Origin of the sequence: Rathayibacter sp. SW19 (assembly GCF_030866825.1) — a bacterium.
GTDB lineage: Bacteria > Actinomycetota > Actinomycetes > Actinomycetales > Microbacteriaceae > Rathayibacter_A > Rathayibacter_A soli.
This window is the reverse complement of sequence record NZ_CP133020.1, coordinates 4,544,091-4,566,154: the sequence shown is the minus strand read 5'-3', so window position 1 is coordinate 4,566,154 and position 22,064 is coordinate 4,544,091. Positions and strand designations below refer to the sequence as shown.

Below are 22,064 nucleotides of genomic sequence, written 5' to 3'. Positions count from 1 at the left end.
TGCGTCCAAGCTCGGCAGAAAATTGGGGGCGAGCGAGTCGGCGACACCCAGCCGGCAACGTCGAGACGGGAGAACTCATGGGGGCGACTGTCGTGCAGTCCGCCGCGACGAACGTGCCGGAGAGCCAAAACACCTACTGGAGCGTGTCCGGAAATGGTGCGGACAATCCCGAGCAGAACGTGACCTTCGTCGACCGGGGCAACTGGGAGGTCACTTTCACGATCGCAAAGCGCCCCATCCAGATGGTCACCGGGGTCTTCGAGCAGGTCACCCTGCTCACCGCCGAATCGGAGTCGCTCACGGGCGGCCCGGGATACGCTGACCGAGTTGTGAGAACCGAAGAATTGGAGGCACACCCGTGAGTCAGCTGTCCGAGCCGCGCGGCAGGCGTGAAGCACCGTCCGATCGACGAGACCCTGGAGTGAAGATGAGAATGTTCCGAAACCGTGCCCTGTCGACGCTCGCAGTGGCATCCGCAGTTCTTCTCCTGGCGTCCGGATGCGCAGCAACCGCACCTGCCAAGCCGCATGCTGCGACCACATCGGCTCCCACTCCGACACTCGACTCGTCGACGGCGGCAGCGTTGCAAAAGGCGCTGGATGGCACACGGACGCAGGCCGGTAGCCCGGGAGCTATCGCCGAGGTGACCTCCCCCGCCGGCACCTGGATCGGCAGCAGCGGCACTGCGGCGCAAGGCACAGACACGCCGGTGACGCCGGACGATCGCACGAGGATCGGCAGCCTGACCAAGACCATGACGGCGACGATTCTGCTTCAGCTGGTCGAAGAGCACAAGCTTTCGCTCGACGACACCATCGGCAAGTACGTGCCCGGGATGCCCAATGGCGACACGGCGACGCTGCGCCAACTCGCGGACATGACCAGCGGCATCCCCTCGTATACGGCCAGCACCGCGTGGCAGAACGCCGTGTTCGCCGACCCGCAGAAGCAGTGGACGCCGCAATCGCTCGTCGATTTCGAGAAGGGCCAGCCTGCGGACTTCGCGCCCGGTGCCGGCTGGGCGTACTCGAACACCAACTATGTACTCCTGGGCATGGTGATCGAGAAGGTCACGGGTGAGCCGATTGCCACCGTGTTCAACAAGCGGATCTTCGAGCCGTTGAAGATGACGCACTCAAGCTTTCCCGTTGGGACGAACACCATCGCGTCACCGTACCTGAGCGGCATCACCGAGCAGGGACAACCGGACGGCAAGACGGCGGATGCGACCGAGTTCAGTCCATCGATCGCATTCACGGCCGGTCAGGTGATTTCCACACTCAGCGATCTGGAGAAGTGGAGTGACGCTCTGTTCACCGGACACGGCATCCTGACTCCGGCCATGCAGAAGCTGCGCCGCGACTCGATCATCCGCAACATTCCGCCGAACACGGCGCAGGCCGGGTACGGACTGGGCATCGGCGACCGCAACGGCTGGTGGGGCCATGACGGCGAGATTCCCGGATACAACACGGTGCTTTTCCACAACTACGCGCTTGACACGACGATCATCGTGATCGTGAACAGCGACGTGCCGTTCGGGCCTGCTGATGCGCAGCAAAGCCCTGCACAGGCCGTCTTCGCAGCGTTGGTCAAAGTATTGAGCAAACCGTGACCGCGCCGATGCGGCGCGGGCGGTCGAAGGTCGGTGACCAGCGGCGTCTGATCGCCTTGGACGCTCTCGCGGGCCGATTCAAAACACGGGCACGCTGGATCCGGTCAGGTGACGGTGATTCTGGTCTTGAAGACCCCGGCCCATTCGTAGCCGTTCGGATTCCAGTCCACATTTCCGTCAAGTGGTTGAGTGCGGCCGAGGTCGTCGATGGCGCGGGACCAGATTTCGTACTCGCCCGGCTCGAACCGGGCTTGCATCGACCACGCGTACCAGGCGTACGGGCTTTCGGGCACGGTGAAGTCTGCGGACTGCCAGCTGAGCCCACGATCGACAGACACGAGTATTGATTCGAGCCGAGCTGCGCCATCGTTGTAGGCGACGCCGGAGACGGTCACTTCTCCGGTTGGAAGTGCGGCATCCGGTTGCGGGTCGAGAATGTAACTCATCAGCCGAATCGACCAGGTCGGTCGGCTGTTCTCAAGGGTGAACTGAAAGTCTTCCTCTGGATCGATGCGTTCCAACGGCACCCGGTATTCGGTGGCGTGGTAGAAAGACGTCGATTCGGCGACCTCGAACCGCAATCGGGCGAGCCACTTCAGTTGCATCGTTCCGAAAAACCCTGGCGTGACGAGGCGCAGCGGGCCGCCATGGATTGCAGGGAGCGGTTCTCCATTGAGTTGAAGCGCCAGGATGCTCGTGGACAGCACATCCGCAACCGGCAGGCTGTGCTCGAGGTCCGGGAACTCACCCCCGAGCGGACCGCGTCGACCCTCGGCCGTCACGAATCGCACTTGCGAGTCGACGGTCACACCGTGCTTCGCCAGCACAGCAGCCAGCGGCACGCCGGTGAAGCGAACGTTGCCGATGCCGCCCTGGGTCCAGGGCGTTCCGGGGATCCCCGGATAGAGTGCGCGGCCATTGCCGGAGCATTGGAGCACCATTTCATATTCGACCTGCTCCATGTCGAGTAGTTCTTCTGCGCTGATGACGACGCGAGACGGCGTGATGAGACCAGTGAGTTCCAGCCGCCAACCGTCGATCGGCAGAGGGTCGAGAGTCATCGCCTCATCGAGATCTTGGATATTGCGGACAAACAGCACTGACTTGTCCGTGACCGGGCCGTGTCCGAGCAGGTTGATCGGTGTCGCAAGCACGAGAGGCGCTTCGGACAGCACCTCCAGCCGTGAGTCGATTCCCTCGATCCCCATTGGGGCGTTGTGTTCCGCGTTCAGACTGCTCATCATCTCATCATCATCCTCCGAGCTCAGCCTCAGAGCGAGCGGCCGCAGTACGGAAGGTCGCGATTCAAACCTTTGAACGATGCGTATGCTGGTGCGCGCTGTCTAGTCTCTACAGTGGAGGCAATCGGGCGATGACAGACGGGCGCACGGACAAGACGATGCGGGAGCGCACCGCAATGGAACAGACTGCAGTCGCAGCTGCATCCTCAGCCGCGTCCGCAGCGCCGCAGGCACCGCCATCCGGTCGACGCCGCTGGATCGGCCTGGGTGTGCTGGCGGCCGCCCTCTCGATGATCGTTCTCGACGGCACCATCGTGGGTGTCGCGCTGCCGGTGCTGATCGATGACCTGAAACTCGATCTGAGCCAGGCACAGTGGGTCAACGGCATTTATTCAGTCGTCTTCGCAGCACTGTTGTTGACGGCCGGGCGGCTCGGCGACCGGCTCGGCCGGCGTCGGATGCTCGTGGTCGGCGTTCTCGTCTTCATGCTCGGCAGTCTCCTGGCCGCGCTTTCCGCCGGGGCGGGCGCGCTGATCCTTGCGCGAGTCGTGCAAGGCGTCGGTGGTGCGCTGATCCTGCCCACCACGCTGTCGACGGTGAACGCGACCTTCCGCGGCCGCGATCGCGCCGTGGCGTTCGGCGTCTGGGGCGCCGTGATCTCGGGTATGGCTGCGTTCGGCCCGCTTCTCGGCGGATGGCTGACCACCGCGTTCAGTTGGCAGTGGATCTTCATCGTCAACATTCCGTTCGGCATTCTCGTGCTGGTCGGCACCTACCTGACGGTCGCAGAAACGAAGACAGTCATCCGCGCACGCGGGCTGGACGTCGACGGCCTGTTGCTCAGCGCGATCGGCTTCGGGGCACTCGTCTTCGCCATGATCGAAGGGCGCACGCTCGGCTGGTGGGCACCGGTCGCCGACTTCCACATCTTCGGCTGGGTTTGGCCGCAAACCGCACCGATCTCACCGATCCCTGTGATCGGCGCGATCGGAATCGTCGCGATCGGGCTCTTCGTGCTGTGGGAGCGACACCGCGGACACAACGGGCGCTCCGCGATCCTCGACCTGGGGCTGTTCTCCGTGCCCACCTTCACCTGGGGCAATCTGACCGCGCTGTGCGTGGCAATCGGAGAGTTCGGCCTGCTGTTCGTCCTCCCGCTCTTCATCGTCAACGCGATGGGGCTCACGACGCTCGGCGCCGGCCTCGTTCTGGCGGCGATGGGCGTCGGCGCGTTCTTCTCCGGCTCGATGGCACGCCATCTTTCCGAGCGGATGGGGGCACCGAACGTCGTGCTTCTCGGCCTCGGCATTGAGGTGATCGGCATCATCGCGACCGCGCTCACCCTCGGCGCGCACGGCTCGCCCTGGCTGCTAGCCGCTCTCCTCGTGTTCTACGGGCTCGGCCTCGGCCTCGCCTCCGCCCAATTGACCGGAACGGTGTTGCGAGATATCCCGCCCGAGCAGTCCGGCCAGGGCTCCGCAACGCAGAGCACTGTGCGGCAGGTCGGCGCAGCGCTCGGAACCGCACTGATCGGGGCCGTTCTCGCGATCGGTTTGGCTCAGGCCGTGCCCGCACAACTGCACACGGTGCCGGGCCTGCCACCGGCAGTCTCGCAGCAGCTGTCCGACTCGACGCAACTTTCGGCCGGAGGAACGATCGCCCCGATCCGGGCGCAAGGCGAGACCGGCAAGCTAGGCGCATCTGGACCCGCCGTCGCGAGCGCCCTCTCGAACGGTATGGCGGATGCGTCGCGCGCGTCGCTCTTGGCGGCATCCGGATTCCTTGCACTCGGCTTCGTGTTTGCGCTTCGGCTGCGGGCGCGTTCACGGCGAGCACTAGTTCCGGTGGTCGAGTAGCGAGCGCCAGCACCCCCGGTGGTCGAGTAGCGAGCGTCCGCACCCCGGTGGTCGAGTAGCGAGCGCCCGCACCCCGGTGGTCGAGTAGCGAGCGCCAGCGAGCGTATCGAGACCTCGAGACCTAGAGACCAATGGACCAAGAGACCTCGTGCGCGGCCTAGATGCGGGCCTCGATGCGGGTCTCGATACGCCTGCTCGCTTCGCTCGCGGGCTACTCGACCAACGGATGCGCGGCGCCGTGCACTTTCCTTCGGGTCTGCTGAATTCGTCTTGACATGCAAAAGTCAACGATATATCTTTGACACATCGCAGAATTGCTGCGATAGCTCCCATGTGGGGAGCAATGAAAGGATACTGCGACCATGAAAGACGCACACAATTCAGAACACGGATCGCCGTTCGGGCGATTCAACCACGACCCTTCCGAGGGTCACCGCGGGCGCGGCTACGGGATGGGTGCCGGCGGTTTCGCCGGTTTCGGCCCAGGTTTCGCCGGTTTCGGCCCAGGCGGGTTCGGCCCTCGTGGCTTCGGCCCACGCGGCGGACGCCGCGCGAATCGCGGCGACATCCGTTCCGCCATCCTGTCACTCCTGGCAGAAGGACCTTCCAATGGTTATGGCCTGATCAAGGCCATCGCCGAGAAGACCGGCGGATCGTGGCGGCCCAGCCCCGGATCGGTCTACCCGACCCTGCAACAGCTCGTCGATGAGGAGCTGATCGTTGCCAACGGCGACAGCAAGCGCACCGAGTACGAGCTGTCCGACGCCGGCCGCGAGTATGTCGAGGAGAACTCGGACGAACTCGCGCGCGCCTGGCAGGCCAATCCCGGTCCGAGCGCAGCGGACGCTGCGTTCATCGAGAGCGTCGGCAAGCTGATGGGAGTGGTGCACCAAATGCGGCACTCCGCGACAGACGCACAACGCGCCGCCGCAATCGAGAAGCTCGATGAGGCACGCCGCGCCCTGTACCTGATCCTCGCCGACTAGTTCGCCGGATCTCTCGTGAGCCCGGAGCCCTTGTCGGCCCCGGGCTCATTCCGGCTTGAACGGTTCGGCGCGCTCGACCCAGTCGACTGCAGCGGCCAACTCGATCTCCCAACCTTCCGTGTTGCCGTCGATCGTCTTTCGCCGCTGCTCGTCGCTGACTGGCAGCAGGCCGAATCCGCTCTCCACAACACGGAGCGTGACACCGTCCGATCGTTCGTCGATCCAGAATTCGACGAGGGTGGATGTGCCGCCCTCCGGAGACAGCTCGTCGTCGCCCTCGCCGGCAAGCCAGCGAAACGCTGCGTGCCGTGGTTCATCGAGCGTGACGGTCTGCACGCGGAAACCACCGTACTGCGGATGCCAAATCACGTTGACGTCGCTCGTCGCGTCGTACACGACCTCGACGATCGAGCCTTCGTTGATCCACCAACCGGGCGTGCGAATCAGTTCCCACACTCGCTGGGCACTCGCTGCAATTGTGACGTCGCGTTCGATCCGATCGGCATCCGCTGTCATGGTCAGTCCCTTCGAGGTTTTTGCTCCACCGGGTGGTGTTCGCGGAATATCGTTCAGAGATTGCCACGCAGCCGCACCAGCCGCGCGTTGACCGCGTCGAGATCGAACGGGGCTGCGATAGCCCCACCGCGCACGTGCAGCGCCCATCCGCTCGGCCCGCCGGATTCCTCGTGAGGGGCAGCGCCGCGGCCATCGATGCAGGACGGGGCCCTCGCAAAGCCTGCAGGGTGGATCGCCTCGAGCCGGATCAGGTGTCGCCATTCATTGCCGGGGTTGTAGGTGTAAAACAGGTCATCGGCCGGCTCGCGCAGCAGTGCTCCAAGCTCCATCAGGTTCTCATCGTACAGACCGCGGTCGGTGCCGCCCAGAACCTCGTCCGGCACCGGCCCGAAGGCCGGACCGCCCGAGTAGTCGTTGTCCAATGTGAAGCGGTGCAGGTGGCGGTCATCCCAGAGAAACGATTGCTGAATGACATCATGCAGCTCGCCGAGCGTGGCATCCGCTTCGACGAGGATGCGGCGCCAGACGGCCGGTCGCGCGTCGACCAGTGCGATCTTCAGTTGGAGGAGCGTGCCGGCAGGGTGCGGATTGGCCAGCATGTCTTCGGCCAGCATGTCTTCGTCGATCAGATCGTCGTCGAGCAGATCGTCATCATCCGGCTTGAGCAGCGTCTCCCGCACCTCGCGCAGTGATTCGGCGACCACCGGACGCAGCGCGGCGGGCACGATGTAGCGAGCTGAGCCATCCGCCGTAGTGCTTTCCTCAAGGATTCCCACGCGCGCGAGGTGGCCCAGAGTGATCGAACTGCGTATTCCGGCGATGCCGCCGAAGTCTCTGAAGCCTTCGAAGGCGAATCCGGCGACGTTGGCGGATTCATCCAGGATCGCTGCCAACGCCGTGGCACTGAGCTCCCCGAGCGCGTCTGGGCTGACCGCTGCAGCAAGTTGTGCGATCAGGTGAACGAACACGAATGGACCGAGGATGCCAGCGCCGTCCGGCTCGGTGTGCGGCCAGAAGCTCACATAGAGTCGAACGAGCGTGCTCCGCAGGGCGAAGTGCTCGCGTGCGGCGCTGGAGCGCCATGCTGCGGCGGTTGGTCCGGGGCGCACCGTCGTGGGCGTGAGCTCGAGCACGCCGAGGCCGACGAGCCCCTGCCACCATGCGGTGAGCCCCGGAAGCTCCCACATGGTGCTGACCTCGACCGTCCGGTCAGCGGTGTTGTCAGACTCCGTGGCACCAGATTCCGTGGTGTCCGTGCGCTTGCGACCGACGGCGTTGATTCCGAGCAAAGCGGCAACAGGCTGGATGTCTCGAAGCCGGAGCGCGCCGGTTGACGTGATCGGATGGCTGCGCCCGATCCAGGTGAGCAGGCCGTCGACACCGGTGATCAGCGGCAGCGCGTTGATGGCGCGCAACTGATCGGGTACTGCAACATCGGGCACCTCGTCAAGCGCATCCATCAGAGTGCGCAGGATGCCGGGCTGCCCTGAATCGATCTCGTCGAGCACGTCGTCGAGCACCTCGTAGCTTGCATCGAACTCTTCGTCGGAGATGTTCCACGAATTGGTGTCGTCAAGGAACTCGAGGTAGTGGCCCAGGATGTCGACGGCGTCGCGTGCCAGCGTGAGCGCATCCTCGTCGGCATCGATGGCGTCCAGAAGCGCGGCGAGGGTAGCGTGGCGTGGGTCGGCGAGGGTGCGGCCGGGGCCGAGTTCGCGGGTCATCGCGAACAGGCGGGCGACCAGGGCGGAAGTCGCGGCGGTCGACAGATGCTCCTCGTCCATGCCGGAATGGTGCTCATACCAGCTGGTGAATCGTCGCTGCAGCGCGGTTTCAGCGGCAAGGGAAACCCCGGCAGAACGCCCAGGGCTGGCGTGCTTCGAACTGCCGCCGCCGCTGGCTCGTTTCTTCTTCTTCTTCGGCATCTCGCTCACAAAGGTCGGTCAGGTCGGCGCGTGTCCAGCGTGCAGGGTGCGCCGGATCAATTAACCGTAGTCGAGTGCGCGATGGAGTGCTCAGTTGCGTGCGCGGATGCGCGCGCGGATCTGCGCGCGGATCTGCGCAGTGTCTTCCGGCCGGACTGGAACTCACGGCGCGTCCCTAACCGCGCCGCGTTACGGTGGGCACACCGAATGGATTCGACAGCAAGGCAGCACATGAGCGAAAACGACCCGATTGCATACACGGCACTGACGAAAGGCACACGTGTTGACAGCGCGTCGGGTAGCAAGCTGGGCACCGTCGAGCACGTGCTTGCGGACGCAGAGCTCGACCTCTTCGATGGCATCGTGCTCAGGACCGGTTCTGGCCTGCGTTTCGTGGACGCCAGGCAGATCGAAACGATCACCACGGCGGTCGTGCACACCACGATCACGGATGACCGCGCCGCCGACTTGCCAAAACCCGACGGCGATGCCGTGTTCGAGGCCGATCCCGAAGAATTCACTGGTTCCCGGTTGACAGAACGCTTCGGCAGAATGTTCCTGCGCGAACACTGGATGCGCGACCGCGACTGACCGCGGTACGGCCGCGACTGTGCCGCGCGACCGGGCGACGAGTCTGTGCCGGGTTCGAGGCCGCTCAGACTGCGCAGAATTCAGGTTGGACAGGGGGTCCATCACGTGGACCGCGGCGTGTCGCGCCGTCAGACCTGAATGCTGACCCGCGGCGATCCCGACTCCCGCGCAGGCGTCGTCGCAACAACGTCTGCGACGTCGGCGGCTAGCCTGAGACCGTGACGATCGACACGCGCTCGAGAACTCAGGCCTTCGTGGATGCTCTGACCGAGTGGATGCCCGCGGCAGCCGAGCAGCGCGAGTTGCGGCTCGAGTATCTCGACTTTCTCGACGCGCGCGGCGCATCCGCTCTGGATCGCGACGGCGGACCCGAACATCTGACCGCGAGTTGCTTCGTTTTCACTCCGGATTTCACGCACACCCTGCTGTGCTTTCACAAGAAGGGGCAGTTCTGGGTGCAGCTGGGCGGGCACATCGAGGCAAGCGACGCATCGGTCGCGTCCGCCGCTGTGCGCGAAGCGCACGAGGAAAGCGGGCTGAGTGCGTTGGAACTCGTCGATGCCGCGCCGTACGACCTGAACCGGCACGCGCTCGCCGCCGCGTTCGGCCGCTGCACAACCCACTGGGATATCGGCTTCGTCGCCTTTGCCGAACCCGACGCGGCGCCCGTCGTCAGCGCGGAGAGCGAGGCGGTCGCGTGGTGGCCGGTCGATGCGCTGCCGCCGCAGGTTCCCGACTGTTTCGATGCTCGCCTGCGCACTGTGCTGCGCGAATTGCGGTCACGTGACTAGTCGAGGCTCCGCTGGGCGAGTTTTTTCCCGCGACGTGCGGCAACCCGTGGCATCTCGCCCTTGCGTCCGGTGGTGGCCGGCGCGAGAGTGCCTGAATTGGACGAGCGATGCTGCCTAGGCAGCATCGCTCGTCCAATTCAGCAACGCTCGTCCGTTAGACCATCGCTCGCGCCGCGAGCCAGCAGGCCACCGCTGGCAACTTTCCACCGGCCTGCGGTTCAGCGTCGGCCTGCGACTCAGCCGGCGACCGCGGCGGACTCGCCGAGTCGTTGCTCGCCCAGTACCGCAACGTCCCCGTAGCCGTCGGGCAGCACGGATGACGGCACGTCGTACACGCGCACGTCCCGGTCGGGGGTGGCGTATGCGGGCCAGCCTGGATTGCTGGTCGTGATGAAGCGCACGGCTGCACCATGGACATCCGCTGCGAGCGATGTCGGTGGCGTCGGCCCGGCGATCACGTCGACCCGTTCGGCGCCGAGGCAGTCGAAGAAGAACGGCACGTCAGTGCAATGCACCGCGCCGCCCATCGAGGGTGACGGCCACGAGAAGCGGTAGAGCCAGGCAGGCGCGCCAGCCGCGGCACGTGCTTCAGCAAGAGCGCGGTTGAAGCGCCGGAACATCAGGTCCGTCACCGCTTGGCCAAGGATACCGGCGGTGCCGATACCCGAATGCGCCTCGACGTAGGCGGTCGCGACCTCGGGCGGCAACCGAAACGCGCCGAGCGCTGCAACTGGGTCGACCTCGGCCAAGGCGTCGGCCCCGCCCATCATCATCATGTTGAATTCGTTGTCGACCGTGCCGAGCATGAGCGCCTTGTCCGCACCGACTCCATGTTCCAACGCAGAGGCCGCTGATTCGGGCAGCAGCTCGCCGTCGACCACCGGCGCCAGGGTCAGGCCCCCGGAGATGAAATCGGCGATGCCGGCGAGCGGGTTCGCATCCGCAGCAGTGTCGCCAGCGTTGTCGTCAGCATCGGCGCCGGTGCCGGCATCGTCATCGGATGCCGCGGCGCCGATCGACGAGACCTGCCCCTGCAACTCGAGAATCCGCGCCTCATCGAGCGTCGCTAGTCCGGCACGCGTCGGTGCGACGCCGCCGAGCTGTGCCAAGCGACGGCCGAGCGTTTCTGCGGACTCGAGGGGGACATCCGATGCCGGCCCGGAAAGGGAGATCGCACCGTGGAATAGGCCGGCCGCGCGCGGCACGGCCAGCAGGGTGAGCACGGCACCGCCGCCGGCAGACTGACCGGCGATCGTGACGCGTGAGGGGTCGCCGCCGAACGCACCGATGTTGTCGCGCACCCACTCCAGCGCCAAGATCCAGTCGAGGATGCCGCGGTTGTGCGGGGCATCCTCGATCCAGCCGAAGCCGTCGAAGCCGAGCCGGTACGACACGGACACGGTGACGACACCGTCACGGTTGAATGCGGCGCCGTCGTACCACGGGCTGGCGGGCGAGCCGGCGACGAAGCCGCCACCGTGGATGTAGACCAAGACCGGCAGCTTCGCATCCGTTTCGCCGGGCCGTGGCGTGAATACGTTGACGTTCAACGTGGAATCACCCGGGATCGACGGCTCGGGAATGAGCGTCACCTCAGAAAGCGCCTTGCGCTGAGGCGTCGCCCCGTACTCGGTCGCGTCGCGCACACCTTCCCACGCATGGTGCGGCACCGGAGCGGCAAAACGCAGCTCGCCCACCGGCGGCTCGGCGAACGGAATGCCGAGGAACGCGGCCGATGCATCCCGCTGGATGCCGCGGACCGTGCCGGCCGTCGTGGTGACTTCGGGCGCTTGACTGTTGCTCATGATGCTTCTTTCTGATGGTTCAACGCGCTACCGCACGCTCTTGATCGGGATGATGACGAATGCCGCGACCGCGACGCACACCATCGCGAAGATGAACAGCGCCGGGTAACCGCCGAGCGCGCCGATCAGCACGGCGGCAAGCGCGGGGCTGAGGGCCTGCGGAATGTTGGTGGCGACGTTCAGGATGCCGAGATCCTTGCCCGCTGCCGTGCCCCCACCGGGCAGCACCTCGGTCATCAGCGCCGAATCCGATGCCATGTAGAGGCCGAATCCGAAGCCGTTGATCGCCGACATGGCGATCATGCCTGTCATCGTCGGCATCAGCAGCGGCATCAGCAGGCCGACTACCATCAGAGCGGATGCGATATAGATGAAGACCTTGCGTCGGCCGAGCTTGTCACTGAGCCAGCCTGCGAACGAAACGGACACAAGCGTGGTGATCAGTGATGCAATGCTGAGGACCGCGATCTGGCCGTTCGCGGCCTTCAGGCTCAGGTGGATGTAATCAGTGAGGATGAACAGCTGGTAGGTGAACGCGACGAAATAGCCCAGGATGAACAGGAATCGCGCGGTGAACGCCCAGAAGAAATCGGGGTGTTTGCGCGGGTTGATCCAGAAACCGGATGCCAGCGCTTTCCAGCTGAACGCGGGGCGCTCCATCGTTTTCGACGAGAAGTCGCGGTTGAAGATGACGAACAGCAGTGTAATGACCAGCACGACGATGCCGAATCCGGTGTATGCAATACCGAACTGCGCTGCCAACTGACTGGCGACGATCACACCGACCGTGCCGCCGGCCATGGTTCCGATGCCGATCATCGCGGATGCGATGCCGCGCTTGCTGCGCGGGAAGCGGTCGGGCAGGATCGCCGAAAGCGGGCCCTGCATTGCATTCAGCGCCACCTGGATGACGACCCAGAAGATCGTGATCCAGATGATCGACTGGAGGGTGCCGAGCCCGATCAGGAAGACGGCGGCAACGGCCGTGCCGATCACCATCCACGGAGCACGCCGGCCCATCCTGGAGCGCGTGCGGTCGCTGAAAGCCCCGACGATCGGCTGGGCGAAGAGCGTGAAAATGAACGAGGTGGTCGAAACGATCGCGAGGTTCTGCACCTTGTGCACCGGATCGATCCCATAGACCTGGTTCGGCAGCAGCACGGAGATCAGCCCGGAGTACGTCGCGAACAGCACCATCGAGGTGATCAGCAGTGACGGTGCGAGTCGGCGGTTTGCCGGTGGGCTCAGTGTGCCGCTGACGTCAGCGGCATCGGCCGATGTGTCGGGTGTGGGGTTGTCTGAGGCGGTGTCGGGCGCGGGGGTGGACATGGCTCTCCTCTTCATCGAGTGGGATGCGTTCGGCCTTGTGGTCTTGCTCGCGTCACCCGAAACCCGAACAACGCTTGGGAATGATTATGCACGGCGGGCATCAATAATTCAAGGGTTGAATGTATTGGGCTTACGGTCGCTGAGCGAAGCCGAAGTGCGGTACAAGGCGGCCCTTCGGCTGCGCTCAGGGACCGAGAGGCTGCGCTCAGGGACCGGGAGGCTGCGCTCAGGGACCGGGAGGCTGCGCTCAGGGACCGAGAGGCTGCGCTCAGGGACCGAGAGACTGTGCTCAGGGACCGAGCGGCTGCGCTCAGGGAACGGCGAGCGTAAGGAGATCGTCGAGCAGGCGATCGCGCGCACTCCACACCGCGCCGAGCAGGGCTGCGTCCGAGCCAAGCCGACCGGGCACGATCGCGGGACCGGCCCACGGGTCGGCATCCGCGATCGACGGGTGGTTACCGGCGAATTCGCGCGCAACCGGCTCGACAAGCTCAGCCCAGTAACCGCCGAGCACGATCGCCTGCGGGTCGAGTGACATGGTCAGAACCTGCAGCACACGCCCGATCCAGACCGCTGCTGCATCCCACGCCGCGACAGCTGCGCGATCCCCGGCGTGGATGCGCCGGATCAGTTCAGCCAGTGCCGAGCTCAGCCCATCCCGCTGCAGCATCGCGCCGAGTCCGGCAGCCTCGAGAACGGCATCGGGGCCCGCGACAGTGACGAGGCATCCGCGTTGGCCGCACTCACAGCGAACCCCGTCGAAAACGATCGGAAGGTGGCCGAGGGCACCCGCAAGACGGTGCACGCCCTGCACCAGCCGGCCGTCTACGATCAGTGCACCACCGATGCCGGAGTTGCTCTTCAGATAGATCATGTCATTGATGTCGGCGAGCAAACTGTGCTCGGCGCGGGCCGCGACGGTCGAATCGGCGACCAAGCGTGCGCCGTTGAGCGCATTGCGGGCTGCGTCGGCGGAGACTCGGGCACGTAACCCGCCGAGCACGTCGACGGCGCCCCAGCCGAGATCGGTGTCGGCCAGCACCCGAGCCGGCGCACCGCCGACCGGTGCGAACACGACGACGGTGAGCTCGGCAACGCGCCGCCCCAGCTTCGCCGCGGCATCCAGTGCCCGCTCGGCGACCCGTGCCAGCACGTCGAGCACGGCGCCCGGGTCGCCCATCGGTCGACCGTGCTGTTCCGCGGTGCGGTACAGGGTCTCGCCCGCCAGATTCGCGACGACGGCGGTCGCCTCGTCGGCATCCAGTTGCACCGCCACCAGCGCGATGTCGTCCGCTGCGAGAGTCAGCAGCGTGACAGGACGACCCTTACCGGTGCGTGAAACGGGCGCGGATTCGTGAAGTATTGCGGCGTTCGTCAGCACGTTCGTCAGAGCGGTGACGGCTCCGCGGGTCAGTCCGGTACCCGCGGCGATCCGGCTGCGCGAACTCGGGCCGTTGTCGACGAGATAGCGCGCGACGACCGACAGATTGTGTCGTCGCACGTCTGCGCTGACAAGGGTACTGGCGACGGAGTTGCCGGGAGTGCCGCCGAGAGTACTTTCTGGCGCGCTCATCGGGTGCTCACCTCACTCGCGCGTTCGGTCGGTCGGTCGCCGGCCGGAGCGCCGATGCCCGACAGCAATGACAACAGGTATTCCAGGTGCTCCGACATGTTCTGGTCAGGGTCGAGCATCCACTGCACCTGCATCCCGTCGGCAGCGGCGATCAGGAGCGTGGCGATCATCTCGGCATCCAGCTGTGCACTGAACTGTCCAGCAGCTTGTTGTGTGCGGATGCTGTCTGCGAGCATCCGTCGCAGCTCGTCATAACGACGCACGAAATAGTCGTGTGCTGGATGGTCCTCTTCCGCCGCAGCGGCGGAGACATTCGCGTAAAGCTGCACCAGGCCCGGCACTTCGGCGTTATGCCGCATGACTGCGATCATCGCATGCGCGCCGTCGTCGGTGCCTGCGTATTCTGTGCCGTCGAACTCATCGCGCTTACGAAGAATTTCCGCGAACAACTGCTCTTTCGAGTCGAAGTAGTGCAGGATGCCGGCCTGGCTGAGGTTTACCGCCTCGGCGAGTTCCCGCAGCGACGTACCGCGGTAGCCCTCACGGGAGAACACCTCGAGGGCGCTGCGCAGAATCTCTTCGCGCTTGGCGAGACCCTTCGCGTAGCTTCCCCGGCGTGCCATGGCTTCGATGTTAGGCCATCGGGTGCGGTCAGAACGGCATACGCGAAGGAAAACCTAGCACTGGTCGGTATCGTGTGAGCATCGCCAGGGCCACCAAGGCAGGTGGCCGCGCCGTGCGCAAGATTGTGTGTGCTGCGCCACTTCAGCTGGCGCACGACACCCAATCTGGCGCACGGGCGCACTGACGGGTCAGCGTGCGCATAGCGTCATTGCGCGCCGGCCGAAGTGGCGTCAGACTCAGTAACGGAAGGGAGCAGACATGGACGACCTCACCGGAGCGGCCGACGAACGAACTCGGCAATTGGCGCGCTTCGAGTCGGAAGGGCCGCTGACGAGCGACTGGCTGCGCCGCCAGCTCGAGCTCGTTCTCGAAGCCTGGGCGGCCGACGAGAAGACTCTCGACATCGACGCTGAGGGACGCGAAGACTTCTGAGCCATTGCGTCGACGAGACCACGTCGGCCGTTGCGATTGCGGCGAAGATTGAGGCGGAGGCAGTCGGTCGTCAGCGGCCCTTGTGGTTGTGGCCCGTGCTCTGTATGCACGTGAGCTGGACGCACGTGAGCCGGACGACGCACGTGAGCTCGACGATGCGGCCCCGAATGCCAGTAGACCTTTGCACGCCTTCGCGAAGCTCACAGCACCTGGAGGAGTCAACCGCAATCTGTGTCGCTCGCCGTGGTAAGGGTGTACAGCTGATCTCGACAATCGCGGTGGTCGAGTAGCCCGCGAGCTTTCGGTCCCTGCGCGCAGTCGTCGAGCAGGCGCATCGAGAGCCCCGAAGATCGACTTGCGGGGTCTCGATACACTCGCTTGCGCTCGCTACTCGACCAACGACTGTAGGCGCTCGTCGCTTGACCAACGACTGCTTGCGCTCGCTACTCGACCAACGACTGTAGGTGCTCGCTACTCGACCAACGACTGTAGGTGCTCGTCGCTTGACCAACAATCACGTTCGAATCCAGCGGTGTTTCGAATCGACAGGCACTGAACCGACGGGACGCACATGCGACTTGTTCCTGCCTGCACCGGCCTTCTCTCTGCGCCACTTCGTGTGCAATGCGCCACCTCAACTGGCGCATGGCGCGCAAGGCGGCGCACGCACGCACCGCATGAGTTCGCGCCGCCGTGCCGCGCCAACGGCACGCCCGCGGGAGGTCGGACAGAGCGCGCGGTAGACAGGAGCGCGGGGCACGCGCATGATGGCTGACGAAGGGATGCGCGCAGCATCCGCTCGTTTCGATCGGGGAAGGGCAGCGTGCGGGTACTCGTCTTCGGCGCCGGGGTGATCGGTCGCGTCTTCGCCGCCCGCCTGCTGTCGGCGGGGCACGACGTGCAGATCGTTGCCCGTGGTGAGACCGCCCAACTGCTGCGCTCCCGCGGTATCACGCTGGTGCGCGATGGTGTTCGGCCCGAGACGGGTCGGGCCGAGACCGTCTTCCCGGTGGTCGTGACCAGTCTCTCTGATGCCGTCGCCACCGATGTCGCGCTCATTGCGATTCGTCGCGATCAGGTCGACGCTGCGCTACCGCAGCTCGCAGACATCCGGGCAGACGTGGTCGCAAGTCTGATCAACCTGGCCGGCGGATCCGTCGCGACTGGAGGGGCGGATGCGGCCGGTGGCCTGTCTGCACTTGAGGCGGCGATCGGACCCGCTCGCTTCGTGCCGGCGTTTCCGGGTGTCGCCGGTGAGCTCGGGGAAGACGGCGTTGTGCGCTATCTTCAGGTGGCGCAGCAGCCGACGACCATCGGAGTCAGCTCCGGTCGGGCTGCGCAAGATGCGAGTGCCCCGCACGCACGACTGCGGGCACTGTTGCGCACGGCCAACCTACCCGTGGCGCTCGCCGGAGACATGAATGCCTGGCTGCAGACTCATTTGATCTTCATCAGCGCGTTCGAGTCGGCGATTGCTGCACGGGATGGTGATGTCGTCGGGCTTGCGGGCGATCGTGCCTCCGTGCGCGACATCGTCCTCGCCGTGCGTGAGGGATTCACCGCGCTGCAGCAGCCGGGCAGACGACCCTCCGGCGCGTATCGACCCGGTGTGACCGTCACTCCGGCTGCGCTGCGCATCATTTTCTTGCGGATGCCCGCCTGGTTCGCCGCTCGCTACTGGCAGCGGCAACTGGCCGGCGACCTCGGTCGATTGGGCCTCGCCCCGCACGCCATGTCCGCGCGCTTCACAGAACTGCCAGCCCTGCAGCGCGACGTGCGAGCGCTGCTTGCTCCGACCATCCTGCCGCGGTTGGAGCGCCTGTTCACTGCCGCCGGCGCCGGCATCCGCTAATCAGGAGCGAACAATGGACTATCCGACAGACGCATATCCGACAGATGAGCAGATGCGCGAGCGTCTGCAGGGCGCCAAGCAGTACACCGCGGTGATTCTGCACAAGACGGCGCAGGCCTCCGAGAGCGGAGCGGATGCGATCATCTGGGAACACGGTCGCCGCAACTTTGCCTTGCGTGAAGAGGGCCATTTGGCGATCGTGTGCCCGATCGGCGACGAGTCCGACGTGTCAGGCATCGGCATCTTCACCGGAACGCCCGACGAGGTGCAGGCGATCATGGACGGCGATCCCGGCGTGCGCGCCGGCATCTTCACTTATGAGGTTCACGCAACTCGTGGGTTCCCGGGGGATGCTCTCCCCGGCTGACCCGCGGGCATTGCGGAAGTCTTGATGCAGCTATTGCGTCCCCTGTCTGCCCGCGATAATGACTGCTCAGATGAGAGGGATCTCATCTGGCCTGTCCGAACGTCGGCACAGCTCTGTAGATAATGGTCGAATGGGCGTCGGCATGAGATCTCGGCGGCACACGGCTGTTCGCGACGAGAGACGCGTGCTCTCGGTGCGGTCGCGCATCGTCGTCACCATCCTCCTAGTCGCTGCGCTCGGTCTCCTTGCATCCGGCGTTGCCACCTTCTTCGTTCAGCGTCAACGTGCGCTTTCCCAGGTGGACACCGACCTCGTTCGCAGCGTCACCGATCTCAAGGCGGTGGCGTCGCGAGAGTCCCCGCAGGCGAAGACTGTCGATCAACTCCTGCGGGACGCCATCCAGCAGAACGCACCCGCCCAGAACGAGAGTGTGCTCGGAATCATCGACGGCAAGGCCGCTCTCATGCCGGCTGGAAGCCTTCCGTTCCGCATGGACGAAGACAAGGCGCTCGTGCAGCGCTTTGTGTCTGAAGCCCACCCGCCGAATGTCGTGATGGGCACGGCGAAGACGCCGACGGCCACGATCCGCTACATCATCGTTCCTGTCTCCGTTGCAGGAGACACCAGCACCGGGCTGTACATTGCAGCGTACGATCTCGATGCCATCCTCCAGGCGATCGCAGAGTCGTTTCAGATCTACGCATTCGTCGCGGCGGGTGCCTTGATCGTTATCGGCGTCGTGGCCTGGTTCGTGGCAGGACGATTGTTGCGTCCGCTTCGATTGCTCGGCGAGGCCGCCGCCCGCAATTCCGCCCGCGATCTGACCCAACGGATACCGGTCACCGGCAATGATGACATCTCGCGGTTGACGGCCACGATCAATCTGATGTTCGATCGTCTGGAACAGTCCTTCACCGCACAACGCCGATTGCTCGATGACGTCGGGCACGAGCTAAAAACCCCGATCACGATCGTGCGAGGTCACCTCGAACTCATGGATGCGACGCAGCAGCGCGACGTCGAAGCGACGCGAGAACTCGCGATCGATGAACTCGACAGGATGAACGAGCTCGTCGCGCAGATCTCCCTGCTTGCAGAGTCTCGCGGCCCAGGCTTCGTGGTACGGCGGCCGGTCGACCTCGAGGAGTTGACAACCCTGACCCTCGCCAAAGCGAGCGTTCTGGCGCCCGCTCGTCCGTGGTCGATCGAGGGGACCGCGACGGGCGAAGCAGAATTGGACATCCATCGCGTCACGCAGGCCTGGCTTCAGTTGGCAGAGAATGCCGTCAAATACTCGACGCCCGGCGGCGCGATCAGGCTGGGCAGCGGTCGGGCGAAGGGCAGACTCCAGGACGAGCTTCGCTTCTGGGTTCGAGACGAAGGCCCCGGAATCGCAGCCGACGAACGCGCACGGGTGTTCGAGCGATTCGTTCGTCTCGACGCTTCGCGCGACGCGAACGGTTCAGGGCTGGGTCTCGCGATCGTGTCTGCAATCGTCAGTGCGCACGGAGGAGGCGTCGAGCTGTCCACTTCTCCTCACGGTTCCACATTCACGATGCGCATTCCCGTGTCCCCTGGAATCGAGCCAGCGCACGAGAATGACCGGCGGGAAGAGAGTGAATGAGCAGGATACTGATCGCGGAGGATGAACAGCGCATCACGGCATTTGTCGAGAAGGGCCTACGAGCGGCCGGCTTCTCGGTTGCGACCACGGCAGACGGCCGGCACGCCCTTGACGAAGCGCGAACGGGCGCGCATGATCTTCTGATTCTGGACATCGGGCTGCCCGGTATCGATGGTTTCACCGTGATGGAGACGCTGAGGGGCGAGGGAAACCCGATTGCGATCATCGTGCTGACGGCTCGCGCATCCAGTCAGGATGTCGTCGCCAGCCTGGAGAACGGCGCGGACGACTATTTGGCCAAACCGTTCAGATTCGACGAACTGCTTGCCCGCGTGCGGTTGCGACTTAAGGATGCGCGACCGGCGCAGGACACTACGCTCAGCGTGCCAGGGCTGGAACTCGACCTGCGAAGCCGGCGCATTCGCGTCGACGGCTCACTGGTCGACCTTTCGGCACGCGAGTTCGCTCTTGCAGAGGAATTTCTGTTACATCCGGGTCAGGTGCTGAGTCGTGAACAGCTTCTCAGCCGAGTCTGGGGAATCGACTTCGACCCGGGTTCGAATGTCGTCGAGGTCTACGTCAGATATCTGCGCGCCAAGATCGGGACCGAGCACATCGACACGGTGCGCGGAATGGGGTACCGACTGCATTAATATCGGCAGCCTGAGCAGATGCCCGCAAATTGAGGCAAAAGCTCGAGCGGGGAGACATCACCCGAACACCTCCCCGCTCAGCGCCGCACGAGTGGTTCGGGTAACGAACTCGTGCGGCGGTCTACCGGCCTATCGGCCTAGCTTCACGTCCGCGCGGCCCTGAATATCAACCGCGGCCGGGGGTGCCACGACCTGCGCGCCACCATTGGACTTCGCCCAGGTGCTGATTTCGCTGCCGGTTTGGCTGCCTTTCACTGTGGATGCATCCTGCGCTGCGGTCCTCGGAACGACGCCATTACTCGGCGTCGTGGCCTTTACGGTGGTGCTGGTGTCCGCGGTAGCCTCACCCGAGGTGGGTGCCGTCACGCTGGGCGCTTCCGTGGGAGTCGGAACGGCCGTCGAGGTGCCGAATAGACCCTTCGCGTGTTTGCTCGCGTGCGACAGCGCCTGCTGGTTCGCGTGATTCGCCGCCGGGCCGACACCGTCGAGCTTGAGAACTTGGCCGGGAGCGTCGGTGACAGAGAGAGACCCCGTCGCCGCAAATGCGCCAGCCGTGGCTAGACCCACACTGAGAACTCCCGTCGCGGTGGCCACGACAACCTTCGTCAGCATCTTCATCTTCTGGTTGTTACCTTTCTCTCGCAGGCCAACTGCGGCCCGTGTTTCGAGTTTGGTTGCGGTTGATGAGACGCGCAGGAGACGGATATGAGACATTTCTCATCAGCGCCGCCAGCCGGTCTGTCGGGTGAAGACGGGGCCTAGGTCTATGGCGCCCGGCACACCGTGCTGGCACGCTGGCAGCAGCAGGGGCTCGCGCTTATCACCGCACGCAACGGTGGGTCTCGGCGCGAGAGGGTGACATGAACGAGACCGCCTAGAACCGCGAACCGCAACCAGGGCTCACGAAACGGGCACGCGTCGCCGGCCATCGACACCACTTGGGCGTGCTCGGTTTGGGCGTAGCGGTGCTGCTTGCGGTTGGCGGGTGCACGACCGGCACCGCAGCATCCACCCCGGCATCGTCGGGCGACTCGAGTTCATCAAGCGTGATACCAGTCGCCGGTTCCGCCGCGGCGTGCGTGCCGAATCCGAAGAAAGTCGTAACCGCCAAGAACACCCAGTCGACCAAACCGGTGCCGGCCGCTCTCGCTACCGAGTACGAAGCCGCGGCAACGGCCGCCTATGCCCCGCTGAAAGCGTCTGCGCCCGCGGCGATCGTCAGCGTGCGCGGCCCGAAGGGAACCTGGTCGAAAACCTACGGCGTCGCAGATGCCGCGACCGGGGCACCGGTGACCACCGACATGTATCAGCGCATCGGGTCGATCACGAAGACGTTCGTCGGCACGGCACTGCTGCAGTTGGCCGACCAGGGCAAGCTGTCGCTGGACGATCCGATCGACGACTACGTGCCGAACGTGCCCAACGGATCGCACATCAGCCTGCGGGAGCTGGTCACCATGACCAGCGGGCTGGGCGGTTACGACACGAATCCGGCGTGGCTGAAGGCGTTTTTCAGCGCCCCGGACACGCAGTGGACACCGGACCAGTTGCTGGCCGCGTCATGGGCGATGCCCACCCAGTTCCCGCCGGGAACGAACATGCGCTACGCCAACATCAACACGATCCTGCTCGGGCTGGCGATCGAGCAGGCCACGGGCAAGACTCTGACCGAGGTGATCAAGACGCAGATTCTCGATCCGCTCCACCTGAACTCGACGACGCTGCCCACCGATGCATCATTCCCGAGCCCTCACGCGACCGGCTACACCGACCAACTCAATGATTTTCTGGCCGAGGGCGGAATCCCCGGTCGGTCAGCGACCGGCACCTGGGCGGATGCGACGAACTGGAACTCGTCGTGGGGCTGGGCAGCAGGTGCCATGACCAGCCGCCTGGACGATGTTCTCGCCTGGGGCCGGGTTCTGGCCACCGGGCAGGGTGTTCTGCCGGCAGCTGAACAGGTGAAACGCCTGGAATCCCTGAAGACGTCCACTCTCGGGGCCGGCACGTTCTACGGTGACACGATCGCGTGCAAGGACGGCTGGATCGGCCACCCCGGTGACATCTTCGGTTACAGCACCATCGTCATGTACAACCCGGCCATCGACACCACCATCGTCGTCGAAGCCACCGGCGCGAGTTTCAGCTTTGCTCAGCCGCATCTGTCCGTGACCGATTCGCTGACGTCCGCGCTCGCGCAGGTGACTGGTCATCCGTATGCCGCGCGCTCCGCTGCCCCCAATTCGCCGGACAATCCGGTTCTGAAGTTCTGAGCGGCGGCCCG

At 64.9% G+C, this 22,064-nt stretch carries 20 protein-coding genes and 1 pseudogene; 13 read left to right on the top strand and 8 right to left on the bottom strand.

The window, feature by feature from the left end:
- Positions 1-77: 77 nt before the first annotated feature.
- Both QU604_RS21230 and QU604_RS21225 read left to right on the top strand, forming a co-directional pair.
- A complete protein-coding gene (locus QU604_RS21230; protein ID WP_308466593.1) occupies positions 78-362 on the top strand; it encodes a hypothetical protein in 285 nt (94 codons plus the stop codon).
- Positions 363-427: 65 nt separating this feature from the next.
- The gene (locus QU604_RS21225) at positions 428-1,615 is read left to right on the top strand and encodes a serine hydrolase domain-containing protein (RefSeq protein ID WP_308466592.1); all 1,188 of its coding nucleotides are present in this window, start codon (positions 428-430) and stop codon (positions 1,613-1,615) included.
- Positions 1,616-1,719: 104 nt separating this feature from the next.
- Here QU604_RS21225 and QU604_RS21220 read toward each other — a convergent pair whose 3' ends face one another.
- Positions 1,720-2,859, bottom strand: coding sequence for a molybdopterin-dependent oxidoreductase (locus QU604_RS21220; protein ID WP_308466591.1), 1,140 nt, complete (start codon positions 2,857-2,859; stop codon positions 1,720-1,722).
- 128 nt (positions 2,860-2,987) lie between these two features.
- Between QU604_RS21220 and QU604_RS21215 the strand changes: the two genes are divergently transcribed.
- Positions 2,988-4,712 (top strand): MFS transporter, encoded by a 1,725-nt coding sequence (locus QU604_RS21215; protein WP_308466590.1) that lies wholly within the window; start codon positions 2,988-2,990, stop codon positions 4,710-4,712.
- Between the two features lie 362 nt (positions 4,713-5,074).
- Positions 5,075-5,698: a PadR family transcriptional regulator gene (locus QU604_RS21210; protein WP_308466589.1), complete on the top strand. Its 624-nt coding sequence runs from the start codon at positions 5,075-5,077 to the stop codon at positions 5,696-5,698.
- Between the two features lie 45 nt (positions 5,699-5,743).
- On the opposite strand, the gene QU604_RS21205 is transcribed toward QU604_RS21210, so the two are convergent.
- Positions 5,744-6,214 carry an SRPBCC family protein gene (locus QU604_RS21205; protein WP_308466588.1) on the bottom strand — a complete coding sequence of 157 codons (471 nt, stop codon included), beginning with the start codon at positions 6,212-6,214 and terminating at the stop codon, positions 5,744-5,746.
- A 53-nt stretch (positions 6,215-6,267) separates the two neighbouring features.
- The gene (locus QU604_RS21200; protein ID WP_308466587.1) at positions 6,268-8,139 is read right to left on the bottom strand and encodes a plasmid pRiA4b ORF-3 family protein; all 1,872 of its coding nucleotides are present in this window, start codon (positions 8,137-8,139) and stop codon (positions 6,268-6,270) included.
- Positions 8,140-8,370: 231 nt separating this feature from the next.
- Between QU604_RS21200 and QU604_RS21195 the strand changes: the two genes are divergently transcribed.
- On the top strand, positions 8,371-8,730 hold the full coding sequence (locus QU604_RS21195) for a hypothetical protein (RefSeq protein ID WP_308466586.1): 360 nt from the start codon (positions 8,371-8,373) through the stop codon (positions 8,728-8,730).
- Between the two features lie 218 nt (positions 8,731-8,948).
- The gene (locus QU604_RS21190) at positions 8,949-9,521 is read left to right on the top strand and encodes an NUDIX hydrolase (protein WP_308466585.1); all 573 of its coding nucleotides are present in this window, start codon (positions 8,949-8,951) and stop codon (positions 9,519-9,521) included.
- A 236-nt stretch (positions 9,522-9,757) separates the two neighbouring features.
- Here QU604_RS21190 and QU604_RS21185 read toward each other — a convergent pair whose 3' ends face one another.
- A complete protein-coding gene (locus tag QU604_RS21185; protein WP_308466584.1) occupies positions 9,758-11,326 on the bottom strand; it encodes a carboxylesterase/lipase family protein in 1,569 nt (522 codons plus the stop codon).
- 27 nt (positions 11,327-11,353) lie between these two features.
- On the bottom strand, positions 11,354-12,655 hold the full coding sequence (locus QU604_RS21180; RefSeq protein WP_308466583.1) for an MFS transporter: 1,302 nt from the start codon (positions 12,653-12,655) through the stop codon (positions 11,354-11,356).
- On the opposite strand from QU604_RS21180, the pseudogene QU604_RS22300 reads away from it, so the two are divergent.
- A pseudogene (locus QU604_RS22300) lies at positions 12,654-12,899 on the top strand (hypothetical protein); the annotation flags it as partial. The gene QU604_RS21180 and the pseudogene QU604_RS22300 overlap by 2 nt on opposite strands.
- A 66-nt stretch (positions 12,900-12,965) precedes the next feature.
- On the opposite strand, the gene QU604_RS21175 reads toward QU604_RS22300, so the two are convergent.
- Together QU604_RS21175 and QU604_RS21170 are read right to left on the bottom strand one after the other, a co-directional pair.
- The gene (locus tag QU604_RS21175; protein WP_308466582.1) at positions 12,966-14,228 is read right to left on the bottom strand and encodes an ROK family protein; all 1,263 of its coding nucleotides are present in this window, start codon (positions 14,226-14,228) and stop codon (positions 12,966-12,968) included.
- Entirely contained in the window at positions 14,225-14,851 is a 627-nt protein-coding gene (locus QU604_RS21170) for a TetR/AcrR family transcriptional regulator (RefSeq protein WP_308466581.1), read from the bottom strand. Before QU604_RS21170 ends, QU604_RS21175 begins: the two co-directional genes overlap by 4 nt.
- 259 nt (positions 14,852-15,110) lie before the next feature.
- Between QU604_RS21170 and QU604_RS21165 the strand changes: the two genes are divergently transcribed.
- The 5 genes from QU604_RS21165 to QU604_RS21145 all read left to right on the top strand — a co-directional run bounded on the left by QU604_RS21165 (position 15,111) and on the right by QU604_RS21145 (position 19,780).
- The gene (locus QU604_RS21165; protein ID WP_308466580.1) at positions 15,111-15,284 is read left to right on the top strand and encodes a hypothetical protein; all 174 of its coding nucleotides are present in this window, start codon (positions 15,111-15,113) and stop codon (positions 15,282-15,284) included.
- An 823-nt stretch (positions 15,285-16,107) separates the two neighbouring features.
- Positions 16,108-17,136, top strand: coding sequence for a ketopantoate reductase family protein (locus QU604_RS21160; protein WP_308466579.1), 1,029 nt, complete (start codon positions 16,108-16,110; stop codon positions 17,134-17,136).
- Positions 17,137-17,149: 13 nt separating this feature from the next.
- Complete coding sequence (locus QU604_RS21155) at positions 17,150-17,503, top strand: YciI family protein (RefSeq protein ID WP_308466578.1); 354 nt, start codon at positions 17,150-17,152, stop codon at positions 17,501-17,503.
- A gap of 130 nt (positions 17,504-17,633) precedes the next feature.
- Entirely contained in the window at positions 17,634-19,127 is a 1,494-nt protein-coding gene (locus tag QU604_RS21150; protein WP_308466577.1) for a sensor histidine kinase, read from the top strand.
- Complete coding sequence (locus QU604_RS21145; protein ID WP_308466576.1) at positions 19,124-19,780, top strand: response regulator transcription factor; 657 nt, start codon at positions 19,124-19,126, stop codon at positions 19,778-19,780. Before QU604_RS21150 ends, QU604_RS21145 begins: the two co-directional genes overlap by 4 nt.
- Positions 19,781-19,909: 129 nt before the next feature.
- Here the strand turns inward: QU604_RS21145 and QU604_RS21140 are convergent, their stop codons facing one another.
- Positions 19,910-20,398 carry a hypothetical protein gene (locus QU604_RS21140; RefSeq protein ID WP_308466575.1) on the bottom strand — a complete coding sequence of 163 codons (489 nt, stop codon included), beginning with the start codon at positions 20,396-20,398 and terminating at the stop codon, positions 19,910-19,912.
- Positions 20,399-20,724: 326 nt separating this feature from the next.
- Here QU604_RS21140 and QU604_RS21135 point away from each other — a divergent pair, with 326 nt between their 5' ends.
- On the top strand, positions 20,725-22,053 hold the full coding sequence (locus QU604_RS21135; RefSeq protein WP_308466574.1) for a serine hydrolase domain-containing protein: 1,329 nt from the start codon (positions 20,725-20,727) through the stop codon (positions 22,051-22,053).
- Positions 22,054-22,064 lie beyond the last annotated feature (11 nt).

Bases quoted from the DNA above. Each gene is read 5' to 3' on its own strand.
- QU604_RS21155 (WP_308466578.1), top strand. From the start codon at position 17,150: ATGGACTATCCGACAGACGCATATCCGACAGATGAGCAGATGCGCGAG.
- QU604_RS21200 (WP_308466587.1), bottom strand. From the start codon at position 8,139: ATGCCGAAGAAGAAGAAGAAACGAGCCAGCGGCGGCGGCAGTTCGAAG.
- QU604_RS21195 (WP_308466586.1), top strand. From the start codon at position 8,371: ATGAGCGAAAACGACCCGATTGCATACACGGCACTGACGAAAGGCACA.
- QU604_RS21225 (WP_308466592.1), top strand. From the start codon at position 428: ATGAGAATGTTCCGAAACCGTGCCCTGTCGACGCTCGCAGTGGCATCC.
- QU604_RS21175 (WP_308466582.1), bottom strand. From the start codon at position 14,228: ATGAGCGCGCCAGAAAGTACTCTCGGCGGCACTCCCGGCAACTCCGTC.
- QU604_RS21150 (WP_308466577.1), top strand. From the start codon at position 17,634: ATGGGCGTCGGCATGAGATCTCGGCGGCACACGGCTGTTCGCGACGAG.
- QU604_RS21140 (WP_308466575.1), bottom strand. From the start codon at position 20,398: ATGAAGATGCTGACGAAGGTTGTCGTGGCCACCGCGACGGGAGTTCTC.
- QU604_RS21220 (WP_308466591.1), bottom strand. From the start codon at position 2,859: ATGATGAGCAGTCTGAACGCGGAACACAACGCCCCAATGGGGATCGAG.
- QU604_RS21230 (WP_308466593.1), top strand. From the start codon at position 78: ATGGGGGCGACTGTCGTGCAGTCCGCCGCGACGAACGTGCCGGAGAGC.
- QU604_RS21170 (WP_308466581.1), bottom strand. From the start codon at position 14,851: ATGGCACGCCGGGGAAGCTACGCGAAGGGTCTCGCCAAGCGCGAAGAG.
- QU604_RS21215 (WP_308466590.1), top strand. From the start codon at position 2,988: ATGACAGACGGGCGCACGGACAAGACGATGCGGGAGCGCACCGCAATG.
- QU604_RS21185 (WP_308466584.1), bottom strand. From the start codon at position 11,326: ATGAGCAACAGTCAAGCGCCCGAAGTCACCACGACGGCCGGCACGGTC.
- QU604_RS21210 (WP_308466589.1), top strand. From the start codon at position 5,075: ATGAAAGACGCACACAATTCAGAACACGGATCGCCGTTCGGGCGATTC.
- QU604_RS21180 (WP_308466583.1), bottom strand. From the start codon at position 12,655: ATGTCCACCCCCGCGCCCGACACCGCCTCAGACAACCCCACACCCGAC.
- QU604_RS21165 (WP_308466580.1), top strand. From the start codon at position 15,111: ATGGACGACCTCACCGGAGCGGCCGACGAACGAACTCGGCAATTGGCG.
- QU604_RS21205 (WP_308466588.1), bottom strand. From the start codon at position 6,214: ATGACAGCGGATGCCGATCGGATCGAACGCGACGTCACAATTGCAGCG.
- QU604_RS21145 (WP_308466576.1), top strand. From the start codon at position 19,124: ATGAGCAGGATACTGATCGCGGAGGATGAACAGCGCATCACGGCATTT.